This window comes from Hydrogenophaga sp. SL48 (assembly GCF_021729865.1).
Lineage (GTDB): Bacteria > Pseudomonadota > Gammaproteobacteria > Burkholderiales > Burkholderiaceae_C > Hydrogenophaga.
On the sequence record NZ_CP063400.1, the window covers coordinates 4,471,201 to 4,486,522 of the forward strand.

Sequence of the window (15,322 nt, forward strand, 5' to 3'; positions counted from 1 at the left end):
ATGCTGTGTCCAGTGAACCTCTAGCGCACCACGACGAAGACCTGAAAGTGCTGCACAGCATGGGCTATGCCCAGGAGCTGGCGCGCAACATGAAGGGCTTCCAGAACTTCGCGATTTCGTTTTCCATCATCTGCATCCTCTCCGGCGGCATCAACTCGCTGGGCCAGGGCATCGGCGGCGTGGGCGGCGCGGCCATCGGCATCGGCTGGTTGCTGGGCTGTGGCGTGAGCTTCATCTTCGCGCTGGGCATGGCGCAGATCGGCTCGGCCTACCCGACGGCCGGCGGCCTCTACCACTGGAGCTCCATCCTCGGCGGGCGCGGCTACGGCTGGCTCACCGCCTGGCTCAACCTGCTGGGCCTGGTGACGGTGCTGGGCGCCATCAACGTGGGCACCTACAACTTCTTCATCGGCGCCTTCGGCCCCACGCTGGGGCTGGAAACCAGCTTCGGCCTGCAGGCGGCCTTCGTCATCGGCATCACGGTGGTGCAGTCCATCATCAACCACGTCGGCATCCGCGCCACCGCGCGGCTCACCGACCTCTCGGGTTACCTGATCTTCGCGGTGGCCGTGGGGTTGACGCTGGCGCTGCTGGCCTACGCACCGAGCTGGGACTTCTCGCGCCTGTGGACCTTCAAGAACTACAGCGGCCCGGCGGGCGGCGACGTGTGGCCCGCCACCGACAGCCTGTTGCTGCTGTTCGGCCTGGGCCTGCTCCTGCCGATCTACACCATCACCGGTTTCGACGCCTCGGCCCACACCGCCGAAGAAACCAAGAACGCCTCGCGCGCCGTGCCCAGGGGCATCATCAACTCGGTGATCTATTCGGCGCTGTTCGGCTGGGTCATGCTCAGCGCCTTCGTGCTCGCGATCCCCGACATGGACAAGGCCGCCGCCAGCGGCTGGAGCGTGTTCTTCGTGACGCTGGACCAGGTGTTGCCCGCCACGCTCAAGCAGATTCTGTATGTGCTGATCCTGGTGTGCCAGCTGATCTGCGGCCTGGCCACGGTGACCTCGGCCTCGCGCATGATCTTCGCGTTTGCGCGCGACGGTGGCCTGCCCGCTTCGGGCGCGCTCAAGAAGGTGCACCCCGGCTTCCGCACCCCCGTGGCCGCGATCTGGACCGCCGCCATCATCTCCATCCTGTTCACGCTCTACACCCCGGCCTACGCGACCATCGTCTCGGTCACGGTGATCTTCATCTTCATCTCCTACGGCCTGCCTGTGATCGCCGGCCTGTTCGCCTATGGCAAGAGCTGGACCAAGATGGGCCCGTGGGACATGGGGCCGGCCTACCGCATCGTCGGTGTGCTGGCCATCCTCGCGATCGCGCTGATCTTCTACCTCGGTGTGCAGCCGCCCAACGGAGCGGCGCTTGGCATCACGCTGGCCTTCCTCGCGCTGACCGCCGTGGTGTGGTTCGGTTTCGAGCGCCGCCGCTTCAAGGGCCCACCGGTCGGTGACGAAGTGGTCAAGCGCCAGGCGCAGATCGCCGCCGCCGAAAAGGCGTTGACCGCCGCGTCCTGAGCGGGTTTTGTGGACACAATGGCCGCAACGGACACCACAGGCCGTCGTGGCCCTTGACCCATGAGCTACACCCACACCGTCAACGCCCAGCGCCACACCTTCGTCGACCTGCGCGACCTGATGGCGCGCGCCACACCGATGCGCTCGGGCGACCGGCTGGCGGGCGTGGCGGCGGGCAGTGCGGCCGAGCGCATGGCCGCGCAGATGGCGCTGGCCGAGCTGCCGCTGCGCACGTTCCTGAACGAAGCGGTGGTGCCCTACGAGACCGACGCGGTGACGCGCCTGATCGTGGACACGCACGACGCCGCCGCCTTCGCGCCGGTCGCGCACCTCACGGTGGGCGACTTCCGCAACTGGCTGCTGTCGGACGCGGCGAGCAGCGAGACCCTGGCCGCGCTCGCGCCCGGGCTCACGCCCGAGATGGTGGCCGCCGTCAGCAAGATCTGCCGCCTGCAAGACCTCGCACTGATCGCGCGCAAGTGCCGCGTGGTCACGCGCTTTCGGGACACCATCGGTCTTCAAGGCCGCATGGCCACGCGCCTGCAGCCCAACCACCCGACCGACGCGGCCTCGGGCATCGCGGCCAGCCTGCTGGACGGTCTGCTGCACGGCAGCGGCGACGCGGTGATCGGCATCAACCCCGCGACCGACAACGTGCCGCAGGTGGTGCGCCTGCTGCAGATGCTGGACGGCGTGATCTCGCGCTACGGCATCCCCACGCAAAGCTGCGTGCTCACGCACGTGACGAACACGATCCAGGCCATCGAACGCGGCGCGCCGGTGGACCTGGTGTTCCAGTCCATCGGCGGCACCGAGGGCACGAACAGGAGCTTCGGCATCGACCTCGCGGTGATCGACGAGGCGCGCGAAGCCGCGCTGTCGCTGAAGCGCGGCTCGGTGTTCGAGGATGGGACGCGCGGTGACAACGTGATGTATTTCGAGACCGGCCAGGGCAGCGCGCTCTCGGCCGGCGCCAACGAAGGTTGCGACCAGCAGACCATCGAGGCGCGGGCCTACGCGGTGGCGCGGCACTTCAAGCCGCTGCTGGTGAACACGGTGGTGGGTTTCATCGGGCCGGAGTATTTGTACGACGGCAAGCAGATCATCCGCGCCGGGCTGGAAGACCACTTCTGCGGCAAGCTGCTGGGCGTGCCCATGGGCTGCGACGTCTGCTACACCAACCACGCCGAGGCCGACAGCGACGACATGGACGCGCTCATGACGCTGCTGGGCGCGGCGGGCTGCAGCTTCATCATGGGCATCCCGGGTTCGGACGACATCATGCTCAACTACCAGAGCACCTCGTTCCACGACGCCATGGTGCTGCGCGACCTGCTGGGCCTGCGCGCCTCGCCCGAGTTCGAAGCCTGGCTGCAGAAGATGGGCGTGTTCGAGCCCGGCGAAGGCTCGCGCCTCGCGCGTGAGTTGCCTGAGGCCTTTGCGCCGGTGCTGGCGCGGCTGGGGGTGCAATGAACGAAGACGCCAAACTGATCAACCCCGACGAAGTGCCGAGCGTCACGCCCGCCGGCTGGGGCACGCTGCGCCGCTTCACCGACGCGCGCATCGCGCTCGGCCGTGCCGGCCACAGCCAGCCCACCGCGCCCCACCTCGCCTTCCAGCTCGCGCACGCCCAGGCCCGCGACGCCGTGCACCTGCCCTTCGACGCACACGGCGTGGCGGCGGGCGTGCAGGCGCTGGGACTGGCCGTGATGCACCTGCACAGCGCGGCGGCGGACCGCGCCACCTACCTGCAGCGCCCCGACCTCGGGCGACGCCTCGACGACGCGTCCCGCGCGCTGCTGCAACAGCGACCGACCGAGCCCGTCGACCTTGCCTTCGTGGTCGGCGACGGCCTCTCGGCACTCGCCATCCACCAGAACGCCGTGCCCTTCATCGAGGCCACGCTGGCGCGGCTGCAGGCCGACGCCCATCCGTGGACCGTTGGCCCCGTCGCCATCGTCGAACAGGCGCGCGTGGCCGTGGGCGACGAAACCGGCGCGGGCCTCAGGGCGCGCTGCGTGGTGGTGCTGATCGGCGAACGCCCGGGCCTGAGTTCACCCGACAGCATGGGCCTGTACCTGACCTGGGCCCCGCAGCCGGGCCTGACCGACGCGAACCGCAACTGCATCTCCAACGTGCGCCCGGCAGGCCTGGCCATCGAGGCCGCCGCCAACAAGCTGGTGCACCTGCTCGCGGCCGCGCGGCAGGGGCAGATCAGCGGCGTGGGCCTGAAGGACGATGCCGACGACCATCCTTCCGCGCTCGGCGGCGGCCACGACCCGTCGCACAACTTCCTGCTCGGGCACTGAGGCGCAGCAAAACCTCCCTCGCATGGAGGATGCGTTCCCTCCCTTTGTTGATGCGCGCCCGCGCCGCGCTTCCTAGCATGGCCGCTCCACGGCACACCGCCGCCTTCAGGAGTTCACCATGGGCACCGACATCTCCAGCGTCGTCGACAAGGCCTTGTTGTCCGACGCGTGGGCCTTGAAGCTGCGCGAGCAGCACCTGCTCGGCCCGCACATCCTGGGCATCGAAGTGACGCAGGGCATCCAGTACTTCCGTGCGTCGCGCCACCTGACCGACCCCGCCGACCGCGGCCCCAACAACGCCCTGCGGCTGGTGGCCTACAAGACCGCCTGGGTGCGGGTGTATGTGCGCGCCGGCTGGGGCGGAGCGGTGAACCTGACCGGCCACCTGCAGGTGAGCGCGATCCGCAGCAAGCGCTGGCTGCCGGTGTGGACCGACGTCGGCACGCTGGCGCCCCAGACGCCCGGCACCGTGACGGCGCAGTCGCTGCCCGACTACGCCACCGAGCGCGGCACCATCACCGCCACGCTCAACTTCATCGTGCCGGCCGAAGACATGGCCGGCACGATGAGTTTCAAGGCCAACATCTGGCGCGCCGACGACGCCACCGAGGCCATCGTGGACAGCGAAACGGTGGAGGCCGACGTCTCGCTGCTGCAGACCTTGCGCGTGCGCGGCCTGATGGTGGCCTACAACGGCCCCAACGCGGCCGGCAACGGCACGCTCAGCATCGCCGCGCCCACGGTGGGCGAGCTGCAGACCACCGCCGCGTGGTCACACACCATCTTCCCGGTGCAGGCCGACGGCGTGTTTTCGAGCGCGGGCACCGTGACCCTCACCGTGCCGCTCACCGGGTCGCCGCCGAACCCGGGCGGTTGTTCGGCGGGCTGGATCACGCTCAACGGACAGCTCGCGGCGGCCAAGGCCAACGACGGCAACCGCACCGACGTCGTGTACTACGGCCTGCTGCCCAACGGCGTGCCCATGGGCCCGGTGATCGGCTGCGCGAGCAACGGCGTGACCTCGGGCGGGGTCAACAACGGCACCACGATGGCGCACGAACTCGGCCATTTCGCGGGCCTGCCCCACGCGCCCTGCGGCACGCCCGGCAACGCCGCCTACCCGGCCTACGAACCCTACGACCCGGCCGGCACCCCGACGGCGTCCATCGGCGAGTACGGGCTCGACATCAACAACGGCGCGATCCACCGTCCCGACGAGAAGGACTTCATGTCCTACTGCGGCCCCCGGTGGACCTCGATCTTCACCCACCAGGTGCTGATCGACAACGCGATCTTCGCCCCCACGTCGGTCCATCCCCGCTTCCGCATCCCCGAGCTCTACGACCCGTGGCTGTGGCCCTGGGAGTACATCCCCGACCCGGCCCCGGAGCCCTGGGAACGCTGGAAAGACCGCATCGAGGAGCTGCGCATGCGCCCCGTCATCACCCTGATCGGCACCTTCGAGCGCGACGCCTCGATCACCATGCAGCACGTGATGCGCGTGAACGCGCAGTCCGCCATCACCACCGGCGTGCCCACCCAGATGGTGGCCGAGCTGGTGGGCGCGGACGGCGGGGTGCTGGCGAGCGCACCGGTGATGCGCATCCCCGCCGACGCCCACGGCGGTGGCTGCGGGTGCGGTGGCGGCTGTGGCTGCGGCGACGGGGAGCCGCCGGTGTTCGGCTTCCAGGCCATGGTGCCCGACGTGGGCCGTGGCGCAGCGCTGCGCATCGTTCATGTCGGCGCACTGGACAACACGGACGGCAAGTTGCAGCGCCCGCTCACCGTGGCCTGGGAACGCAAGGCCGCCGGCAGGGCGGTCAAGCTGGGCGAGATCGGCGCGAAAGCCGGCCCGCGCGGTGTGACGCTCACCTGGAAGACCGACGGCGCGGGCGCCGACGGTGCGGCGGTGAGCTGCTCGGTGCAGTTCAGCAAGGACGGCGGGCGTTCGTGGAACGGCTGCGCCGTGGGCATCACCGAGGGCAAGGTGCAGATCCCGGCCGACGCGCTGCCGAGCGGCAAGGTCCAGTTCCGGGTGCTCGCGCACGACGGTTTTGACACGGCGGTGCGCACCTCGGACGCGGTGGAGATCGCGGCACGCGCCCCCAACGTGTCCATCATGAACCCCAGCGTCGGCGTGCGCATCGAAACCGCCACGCCGATGCGCCTCTGGGCCCACGCGCAGAGCGGTTCGGGCGAACGGATTCACAGCGAGGCCTTCGAGTGGCGGCTGGACGGCGAGACAGCGGGGGTCGGGCGCGAGCTGTGGATCATCGCGCCCAAGCCCGGGACCCACGAGGTGACGGTGGTGGTCACCGACGGCCGCCACAAAGGCGAAGCCCGCACCGCCTTCACCACCTTCGGCCCCGACCGCGACACACCGCCCCCCCGCAAACCCGGCCCACGCGGCCGTTGACGCCACCCTCGCGCGCGCCCCGCGAAGGCCAAGCCCACGGGCGCGCGCGGGGGCGCCAGTTCTGGCATTCTTGGGGCCCCTCAACGGATGGAGATCCTGAATGTCGCTTCTCGGAAAAGCCTGCCTGGCCATGTGGTGGGACATGGCCCCGGACATGCGGGCCGAGTTTGAACACTGGCACTCGCACGAACATTTTCCCGAACGCCTGGCGATCCCCGGCTTTCAGCGCGCCACGCGCTTCACCAGCGCCGACGGCGGCGAAGGCGTCTTCGTGATGTACGAGCTGGAGGCCCACGAGGTGGTGTCCTCGCCCGGCTACCTGGCCTCGCTGAACGCGCCCTCGCCCTGGTCCACCCAAATGATGCCGCACCACCGGAACATGGTGCGCTCCCAGTGCCAGGTGCTGGCGAGCCGGGGCGCGGGCGTGGCCCGGCAGGTGCTCACGCTGCGGCTCTCGCCCGCCAGTGGACGGGCCGGCGAACTCCAGGCCTCGCTGGCCGCGCGCATGCCCGGCTGGGCAGGGCAGCCGGGTCTCGCGGGCGTGCACCTGCTGCGGCACCAGCCCCCGGCCATCGCGCAGACCACCGAGCAGAAAATCCGCGGCGGTGACCAGGCGGCCGACTGGGTGCTGGTGGTCTGTGGCTACGACGCGGCGGCGCTGGAGACCTGGGCGCAGACGGCGGTGTCGGAATCGGCGCTGGTCGCGCTGGGCGCCCGCCCGGGGCAGGTGCGGGGGCGTTACGCGCTCTCGCTCTCGGCCACCCCGGCCGACATGCGCTGACCACCGTGCGGCGTTCAGCCGCCGACCGCCTGGCTGAGGGCCAGCCTCAGTCTTGATGGAGCCGGGCGCTGCGCAGCCGCAGGGCGTTGCCGATCACCGAGGCCGAGCTGAGGCTCATGGCCAGCGCCGCCACCATGGGCGACAGCAGCCAGCCGGTGAAGGGGTACAGCAGGCCCGCGGCCAGCGGGATGCCCAGCGCGTTGTAAGCGAACGCGAACACCAGGTTCTGTTTCATGTTGGCCACGGTGGCCATGGACAGCGCGCGCGCCGTGGCGATGCCGCGCAGGTCGCCTTTGACCAGGGTGAGCTGGGCGCTGTTCATGGCCACGTCGGTGCCGGTGCCCATGGCGATGCCGACATCGGCGCGCGCCAGCGCCGGCGCGTCGTTGATGCCGTCGCCCGCCATCGCCACCACGCGGCCCTGCGCCTGGAGCGCTTCGACCAGCCGGAGCTTGTCGGCCGGCCTCACTTCGCCGTGGACCTCGTCGATGCCCAGGCGCTGGCCCACGGCGCGCGCGGTGGTCAGGCCGTCGCCGGTGGCCATGATCACGCGCAGGCCGGCCTGCCGCAGCGACGCCAGGGCCGCAGGCGTGGTGGCCTTCACCGGATCGGACACCGCCAGCAGCCCGGCCAGCCGCTCGTCCACCGCGAGGTACATGACGCTCGCGCCCTGCGCGCGCAGCGTTTCGGCTTGCGGGGCCAGCGGCGCCACGTCCACACCGCGCTGCTGCATCAGCGCGGTGTTGCCCAGGGCCAGCGACCGCCCGGCCACGACCCCCTGGACACCCACGCCGGAACCCGACTCGAACCGCGTCGGGGTGTCGAGCGCCAGGGCCTGTTCGCGCGCGGCGGCCACGATGGCCGCCGCCAGCGGGTGTTCGCTGCCCTGGTCCAGGCTGGCGGCCAGGCGCAACACCTCGTTGTCCGGGAACCCGCCGTGGCCGATCGCCCGCTCGAAGGTCGGCCGGCCTTCGGTCAGCGTGCCGGTCTTGTCCACGATCAGGGTGTCGACCTTGCGCAGGTTCTCGATGGCGGCGGCGTCGCGGAACAGCACGCCGTGCGTGGCGCCGCGCCCGCTGGCCACCATGATGGACATGGGCGTCGCCAGGCCGAGCGCACACGGGCAGGCAATGATCAGCACCGACACGGCGTTGATCAGCGCGTAGACCCAGCTGGGCTCCGGCCCGAACAGGCCCCAGGCGAGAAAGCTGAGCAGGGCGAGGCCCACGACGCCGACCACGAACCAGGCCGCCACCCGGTCGGCCATGCGCTGCATGGGCGCGCGCGAGCGCTGCGCCAGCGCGACCATCTGCACGATCTGCGCCAGCACGGTGGTCGAGCCCACGTGTTCGGCGCGCATCACCAGCGCACCGCTGGTGTTGAGCGTGGCCCCGATCAGTCGGTCGCCCACGCGCTTGCTCACCGGCAGCGGCTCGCCGGTGAGCATGGACTCGTCGACCGCGCTGCTGCCCTCGGTGACGGTGCCGTCCACCGGCACCTTCTCACCCGGGCGCACGCGCAGCAGGTCGCCCACGTGCACATGGCCCAGCGGCACGTCGGCCTCCTGCCCGTCGGCCCCGATGCGGCGCGCCGTCCTGGGCGCCAGGCCCAGCAGCGAGCGGATCGCGGCCGAGGTCTGCGAGCGGGCCCGCAGCTCCAGCAGCTGCCCCAGCAGCGTGAGCGAGATGATCACCGCGGCGGCCTCGAAGTACACCGCCACGCGCCCCATCGACACGAAGGCCGCCGGGAACACCTGCGGCGCCACGGTGGCCACCACGCTGTAGGCCGTCGCCGCGCCGGTGCCCAGGCTGATCAGGGTCCACATGTTGGGGCTGCGCTGGCGGATCGACTGCGCGCCGCGCACGAAGAAAGGCCAGCCCGCCCACAGCACGACGGGCGCCGTGAGCACCAGCTCGATCCAGCTCTGCGTGGCCATGCCGAACCCGCCGAGCCGGTGGCCTGCCATGGCCAGCACGGTCACGGCCACGGTGAGCGGCAGGGTCCACCAGAAGCGGCGCTGGAAGTCCTTCAGCTCGGGGTTCTCCTGCTCCTCCAGCTCTGGCAGCAAGGGCTCCAGCGACATGCCGCAGATCGGGCAGTGACCGGGGTGGTCCTGCCGGATCTCCGGGTGCATGGGGCAGGTGTAGACCGTGCCCGGCGCCGCGGGCGGTGCGGGCGCCGCCGGGGCATCGCCCGTGTCGCCGTGCCCGGCCGGGTGTCCGTGGTGGTGATGGTGGTCGTGGCCGGTGTTCTGGTCCATCGCAGGTGCCCTTTCAACGCCGCAGCGGGTTCGGTGGCCGGGCCGGCCTTCGCGCCTGTGCGCCACGGTGCGGCCGGTCAGGAAGGCAGTCTGGACCTTGACACGGCGTCAAGGTCAAGCCGGGAGGCGCAGCGCCCCATCATCCCGGCCCCGGCGTGTCCCGGCAAGCGCCTCAGGGCGTGTGCACGTCCCGGGTGTCGTCCAGCCACTCCAGCAGCTGCCACCGGCCCGCCAGCGGGCCCCTCTCCACGCGGGCCTGCGCGGCGTCCACGCGGTGCAGCGCACAGGGCAGGGCCTGGCCCTCCAGCGCGGGCCGGGTGGCGCGCTCCACCGTCCACACGCCGTGCGCCATCGGGCCGAAGGCGATGTCGACGTCCAGCCACGCCGCCGCGCGGTCGGGGTGGCGCTGCACCACGTCGCCCAGGGTCTCGTCGGGCACCAGGTCGGCCGGCCAGGCGGCGGCGCGAGGACGCAGGTGCATGAGGAACTGTCCCGCCACCAGCAGGCGCTCGGCGGTGGGCTGGCCGTCCGCATCGAGCCGGGCGAGCGCGATGCGCCGACCGAGCGAGCCGGGCACGCGCTCCCACACCTCAAGGTAGGTCCCGTGGATGCCGGTCTCGATCACGCGCGAGGGTGTCTCGAACACCATGTGGCCGGCGTCGGGCGTGCTGCGCGGGGGCTGCACATCGATGACGCGCTGCCAGGTGCAGACCTCGGGCTGGTCGGGGTCGGGGCGGGTGATGGCGGTGGTGCCGGCGAAGCCCTGCTGTTGCGCCAGGCCCTGCGGCGTGCGGCGGTCTGCGTCGGCGGGCACGCGCAGGTCGCCGTGCCACAGGCCGGTCTGCAGCCAGCGCACCCAGGTGGTGGTGTCGCGGCCCCCGGGCGTCTCCAGCAGGGTGCGCGCCCACACGCCGTGGTATCGCTCGGGCACCACGGTCATGCAACGACCTGCGCGAGTTGAAGCGCGTCGATCACCTCGTGGGTGCTGCAGACCTTTCCAAAGATGCCGCCCTCGACACCGATCATGGCCAGCGCCGGGGCCTGCAGCTCGGGCAGGCTGGCAGCGGTGGCGTCGCCGATGGTGAGGCAGTCGAATCCGCGGTCCACCGCCTCGCGCAGCGTGGAGTGCACGCAAACCTCGGTGGTCACGCCGCAAAGGATGAGCCGGCGGATGCCCAAGGCGGCGAGCAGCGGACCGAGCGTGGTCTGGTGGAAGGCGCCGTACCCGGGTTTGTCGATCACGTGTTCGCTCGCCAGCGGGCGCAGCGCGGGCACGAAGTCGTGGCCTTGCTCGCCGCGCACCAGCAGGCGGCCGAGCGGGCCGTGGCTGCCGATGGGCGCGCCGGCCGCGACGCTGCGCGCGAGCTTGGGCGCCGGGCAGTCGGAGAGGTCGGGCAGGTGGCCTTCGCGGGTGTGCACGATGGTCAGGCCGGCGGCGCGCGCGGCGGCCAGCAGTCGCTGCACATGCGACACCACGGCCTGCATGGGCGCGATGTCGATGCCGGCCTGGTGGGCGTAGCCGCCGGGGCTGCAGAAGTCGCGCTGCATGTCGATCACGATCAGGGCGGTGAGCGCGGGGTCGAAGCGGTCGGCGGAATGGCTCATGGCGCGGGGCGGGTGAAGCCGGTGGTGATGGCCTCGGCCATGCGGCGCGCCACCTCGTCGGCGAGCAGCTGGCCCTTGGCGGCGTCGGAACCCCTGGCCGAAGACAGCACGCCCGAGGGCGGCACCCAGTCGGTGCGCGGCGGGTACATGTCGTAGGGCGGGAAGTCGGCCGGGCCGTCGTCGGGCAGCAGGTCCAAACGCACCAGGCTGGGGTGGTAATGCAACATCATGGACGTTTCGAGCACGGCGGCGTGCTCCAGCGCGAAGCCCGGGAAGCCGTCGGGGAACACGTCACCCAGGGTGTCGGGCGTCATGAAGTCCCAGTACTCCAGGCGCATCACCTGCAGCGCACAGGCCGGGTCGGCGGCTTTCGCGTCGCGCAGGCCGAGGTCGATGCCCTCGATCAGGAACCACTGGTTCTCGTAGTGGCCGTTGACGACCACAAGTTTCGTCAGGCCGTGGCGCGCGAACTCGCGCACCGCATCGCGCACCTGGCCGATCAGCGTGGCGGCGTCCACGCTGGTGGTGCCGCAGAAGTGTTGCCCGCCGCCGCACTTGGGCTGCGACTTGTAGCCGTAGCTCAGCGTGGGCGCCACCAGCCCGCCCACCAATGCCGCGGTGTCGGCCGCCACGGCGCTGGCGAGCAGGCCGTCGGTGCCCAGCGGCAGGTGCGGGCCGTGTTGTTCGAGCGCGCCCACGGGCAGCAACACGGGCGGGTGGTCGGTCTGGATGCGGGCCTGGTAATCGAGCCAGGACAGTTGGTTCATCCACACGGTGGGGGGGTTCATCGGGTCTCCGGTGTCAGGCGGTGTCATGCGGTGGTGTCGGCGGTTCGGGTCGCGGGGGTGTCGGCGGGTGTGCCCCCCAGGGCCTCCACCCCAGCGGCTGTAGCAATGAGCGCGCCACCCGCCCAGCCCAGGGGCGTGAGGCTTTCGCCGCCGAAGGCGATGGCGGTGCCGACCGAGACCACCAGCTCGGCCAGCAGGATCACCCCCGCGCGGCTGCTCTCCAGGTGGCTCACGCCGTACTGCCAGGTCACGGTGGCGAGCAGCATCCAGCCGAAGCCGTAGGCCAGCAGCGCCAGCCACACCAGCGGACCGACAGTGGGCAGGCCCTGGCCGCCCGCGCCAGTGGCCAGGGCCGAGAGCAGGCCGCAGCCGATGAAGACGCAGAAGGTCTTGGTGCGCAGGGGCACGCGGTGCGCGGCGCGGGCGATCACGTTGTTGGCGGCGAAGGCGAAGCCGGCCGAGAGCGAGAGCGCGTCGACCCAGGTGAAGGCCAGCGCGGTGGAATCGCCCAGCCCCGGCCCGCCGAGCACCATCCACAGGCCCACGATGGCGGCAACCACGGCCAGCCAGCGCGTGGGCGGAATGCGCTCTTTCAGGAACAGCCAGCCGCCCAGCACCGACCACACGGGCGAGAGGTAGAACAGGAACATCACGCGCACCACGTCGCCCAGCATCAGCGCGTTGACGAACGAGGTGTTGGCCCAGCCGCCCACGAAGGTGAGCGCCAGCACCAGCGCCCACTGCGCGCGCCAGGTCGCGCGGTCGCGCCAGAGCAGCGCCACCGCCAGCAAGCCCACCGAGCCGTAGGTGATCAGCGCCACCAGCGGCCCCGAGAGGCCCTGCGCGATGAAGCCCTTGAGCGGCATCCACGAGAGGCCCCAGAGCGAGGCGGAGAACAGCAGGACGCCGGTGGCGACGCGGTCCGAGGGATGGGCGGGCAGGAGTGTCATCGGTTGTCCATGACGCCGGAGCAACGACACCCAGGGGCACCGAGGAACCGGCTTTGCCGGGCCTCTGGTGCCGCCCCCCTTGAGGGGGGTGACGCGAAGCGGCGCAGGGGGTGCTTCATGTCATCACCGAGCCGCCGTTTGGGCCGAGCACCTGACCGGTGTAGAAGCGGGAGAGATCGGACGCGAGAAAGAGCGCGCTGGCCGCGATCTCTTCGGGTTCGCCCAGCCGGTGCTGCGGGATGGCCAGTTCCTTCTCGACCCACTCGGCGCTCATGTGTTCGAGCGAGACCATGGCGGTCGCCACCGGCCCGGGCGCAATGGCGTTGATGCGCACCTGCTGCGGCGCGAACTCGCGCGCCAGCGATCTGGTGAGGCCGATCACGCCGGCCTTGGCAGCGCAGTAGGGCGCATACCGCTCGCGACCGAGGATGCCGAGATCGGACGCGATGTTGACGATGGCGCCACCGCCGCGCGCCAGCATGCCGGGCAACACCGCGCGACACACCAGGAAAACCGACTTGAGGTCGGTGCCGAGCATCCGGTCCCAGTCGGCCTCGGTGGTGTCGAGAAAGGCCTTCTCCTGGATGATGCCGGCGTTGTTCACCAGCACGTCGATCGCGCCGAACGCCGCGAGGGCGCCGTCCACCAGGCGCTGCACCTCGGCGGCCTGGCCCACGTCGGCGCTGATCTCGATGGCCTCGCCGCCCAGGACCTGAATGGCCTGCACCAGCGCGGCGGCTTCGGCGGCTTGCCCGAGGTGGTTGACCACCACGCGCGCGCCGGCCTGCGCGAACAGCAGCGCGGTCGCGCGGCCGATGCCGGTGGCGGCGCCGGTGATGAGCGCCGTGCGTCCTTGCAAAGAAAGCGTGGGCGTCACAGCATCACCTCACCGTGGCTGGGCGAGAGGCACTGGCCCGTGAGCGGCGCGGCGCCCTCACTCGCAAGAAACAGGAACACGCCCGCGAGCTCGGCGGGTGTGAGCATCGTCTGCACGGCCTGGCGCGACAGGATCTCGCGCTCGACCTCGGCCTCGCTTTTGCCCTGCTCCAAGGCCATGGCGGCGAGCGAACGCATCGCCGCCTCGGTGCGCACCCAGCCCGGGCAGACCGCGTTGACGCGGATGCCGCGCGGCCCGAGTTCGAGCGCGAGCGAACGCGTGACGCCCACGACCGCGTGCTTGCTCGCGCTGTAGGCCGAGAAGCCGGCCACGCCGGTGCGGCCCCAGATGGAACTCTGGTTGATCACGCTCGCGCCGCGCGGCAGCAGGGGCAACAGCGCCTGCGTGAGCCGCACCATGGACGAGACGTTGTTGTCGAGCAAGCCGGCCCAGCGCGCCATGAACCCAGGGTCCACATCCGCCAGCGGTGTCGGGTATTCGGTGCCGGCGTTGTTGACCAGCACGTCGAGCAGGCCGTATCGGTCTTTCACCTGCGCGGCCACCACCGCCACCTCGGCATCGCTGCTGAGATCGCACACAGCGCTGTGCACCTGGTGGCTGTGCAGCGACTCGACCAGTGCGTCCAGCGGCGCGGCCGCGCGGTCCAGCAGCATCAGGCGCGCGCCCTGCGCGAGGAAGGCGCGCGACAGCGCGCTGCCGATGCCGCCGGCCGCGCCGGTGATGAGCACCGTCTTGCCCTGCAGGCCGTAGTTCACAGTCACACCGCCGTCAGGAACGACACACCGACAGCGCCCACGAACCCATCCGCACGGTGCGGCGCGCCCGGCGGCAGCACCGCACCATAGTCGCTGGCCAGCACGCGGGTCACGCGGTGGCGGTGGTAGGCGCGCAGCAGCTCACCCACCGTGACCACCTGCGCATTGCCCTCGGGGTAGAGCTCGCGGTGCAGCTTCGGCAGCTGGTACCAGGGCGCGACCGGCCGCTCGTGGTGCGCGTTGTGGAAGCCGAAGTTGAGCCACACCAGGTTGAGCCACTTCGCATCGAGTCCGACCACGTCGCTGTAGGTGTTGGCCTGCTCGTAGGCGCGGTCGCGCAGCTTGTCTTTGGGGATCGGCGTTTCGTCAAGGATGGGGTAGGCGTCGTAGGTGTGCTGGAAGCAGTCGGCGAAACGCAGCAGGTGCACGAACAGCAGGTAGGCCAGCGCGTAGAGCGCCAGGGCCTTGAGCGACCACCAGGCGAGCAACGCCCAGGCGGTGAGCCGCACCACGGCGACACCGATCACACGGCCACGCGCCGCCTGCTTGCGCTCGCCCATGAAGGGCAGCGCGACCACGAAGCCGCGCATGACGAACTCCACCGCCGGGATGTGCAGCCACTCCAGCGCGAGCACCACGCGCCGCACCAGCGGGTGCGCGCGCAGGAAACCCTGCAGGTCGAAGGTGATGACGTCGGCGCGCTCGACGTGGTGGCGCATGTGTTTGCGGCGCAGGTCGGCGAAGCTCGCGTAGGCGCTGCCGTTGATCCAGCTCATGAATTTTCCCCAGCGCTCGTTGGCCTGCGGCGTGCGGAAGATGGCGTGGTGCGCGAACTCGTGGATGAAGTAGGCCGACCAGGTGAGCGTGAGCGTGACCAGCAACACGCCGAGCGCGTTGAGCGCCCAGTGCGACTGCCCGAGCAGGGCGATGCCCAGCGGCCAGCCGAGCACGGTGAAGCTGAGGGCGGCGGTGTTGGGCCACACGCCGTCGGCATGACGGAAAAGGGATGGCATCGTTGCGGCTCCGGAGAGGAC

The 15,322-nt window shown here is 70.9% G+C and carries 13 protein-coding genes; 5 read left to right on the forward strand and 8 right to left on the reverse strand.

Annotated features, from left to right (window positions below):
- Nucleotides 1–5: 5 nt before the first annotated feature.
- The 5 genes from IM738_RS21160 to IM738_RS21180 all read left to right on the forward strand — a co-directional run bounded on the left by IM738_RS21160 (nt 6) and on the right by IM738_RS21180 (nt 7,032).
- Nucleotides 6–1,526, forward strand: a complete 1,521-nt coding sequence (locus IM738_RS21160) for an amino acid permease (protein WP_236963000.1) — start codon at nt 6–8, stop codon at nt 1,524–1,526.
- Nucleotides 1,527–1,586: 60 nt separating this feature from the next.
- A complete protein-coding gene (locus tag IM738_RS21165; RefSeq protein ID WP_236963001.1) occupies nt 1,587–2,999 on the forward strand; it encodes an ethanolamine ammonia-lyase subunit EutB in 1,413 nt (470 codons plus the stop codon).
- Nucleotides 2,996–3,835 carry an ethanolamine ammonia-lyase subunit EutC gene (gene eutC, locus IM738_RS21170; protein ID WP_236963002.1) on the forward strand — a complete coding sequence of 280 codons (840 nt, stop codon included), beginning with the start codon at nt 2,996–2,998 and terminating at the stop codon, nt 3,833–3,835. The genes IM738_RS21165 and eutC overlap by 4 nt, the downstream gene beginning before the upstream one ends.
- A gap of 118 nt (nt 3,836–3,953) precedes the next feature.
- The gene (locus IM738_RS21175; protein ID WP_236963003.1) at nt 3,954–6,251 is read left to right on the forward strand and encodes a hypothetical protein; all 2,298 of its coding nucleotides are present in this window, start codon (nt 3,954–3,956) and stop codon (nt 6,249–6,251) included.
- 100 nt (nt 6,252–6,351) lie between these two features.
- Nucleotides 6,352–7,032, forward strand: coding sequence for a DUF4286 family protein (locus IM738_RS21180; protein WP_236963004.1), 681 nt, complete (start codon nt 6,352–6,354; stop codon nt 7,030–7,032).
- A gap of 46 nt (nt 7,033–7,078) precedes the next feature.
- Here the strand turns inward: IM738_RS21180 and IM738_RS21185 are convergent, their stop codons facing one another.
- The 8 genes from IM738_RS21185 to IM738_RS21220 form a co-directional block, all read right to left on the reverse strand.
- A complete protein-coding gene (locus IM738_RS21185; protein WP_236963005.1) occupies nt 7,079–9,292 on the reverse strand; it encodes a copper-transporting P-type ATPase in 2,214 nt (737 codons plus the stop codon).
- Between the two features lie 172 nt (nt 9,293–9,464).
- The gene (locus IM738_RS21190; protein ID WP_236963006.1) at nt 9,465–10,232 is read right to left on the reverse strand and encodes a hypothetical protein; all 768 of its coding nucleotides are present in this window, start codon (nt 10,230–10,232) and stop codon (nt 9,465–9,467) included.
- The gene (locus tag IM738_RS21195) at nt 10,229–10,897 is read right to left on the reverse strand and encodes a cysteine hydrolase family protein (RefSeq protein ID WP_236963007.1); all 669 of its coding nucleotides are present in this window, start codon (nt 10,895–10,897) and stop codon (nt 10,229–10,231) included. Before IM738_RS21195 ends, IM738_RS21190 begins: the two co-directional genes overlap by 4 nt.
- Entirely contained in the window at nt 10,894–11,685 is a 792-nt protein-coding gene (locus IM738_RS21200; protein WP_236963008.1) for a creatininase, read from the reverse strand. The genes IM738_RS21195 and IM738_RS21200 overlap by 4 nt, the downstream gene beginning before the upstream one ends.
- A gap of 23 nt (nt 11,686–11,708) precedes the next feature.
- The gene (locus tag IM738_RS21205) at nt 11,709–12,635 is read right to left on the reverse strand and encodes a DMT family transporter (RefSeq protein ID WP_236963009.1); all 927 of its coding nucleotides are present in this window, start codon (nt 12,633–12,635) and stop codon (nt 11,709–11,711) included.
- A 115-nt stretch (nt 12,636–12,750) separates the two neighbouring features.
- Nucleotides 12,751–13,512 carry an SDR family NAD(P)-dependent oxidoreductase gene (locus IM738_RS21210; protein ID WP_236963010.1) on the reverse strand — a complete coding sequence of 254 codons (762 nt, stop codon included), beginning with the start codon at nt 13,510–13,512 and terminating at the stop codon, nt 12,751–12,753.
- A complete protein-coding gene (locus IM738_RS21215; RefSeq protein ID WP_236963011.1) occupies nt 13,509–14,294 on the reverse strand; it encodes an SDR family NAD(P)-dependent oxidoreductase in 786 nt (261 codons plus the stop codon). Before IM738_RS21215 ends, IM738_RS21210 begins: the two co-directional genes overlap by 4 nt.
- The gene (locus tag IM738_RS21220; protein WP_236963012.1) at nt 14,291–15,301 is read right to left on the reverse strand and encodes a fatty acid desaturase; all 1,011 of its coding nucleotides are present in this window, start codon (nt 15,299–15,301) and stop codon (nt 14,291–14,293) included. The genes IM738_RS21215 and IM738_RS21220 overlap by 4 nt, the downstream gene beginning before the upstream one ends.
- Nucleotides 15,302–15,322: the final 21 nt, after the last annotated feature.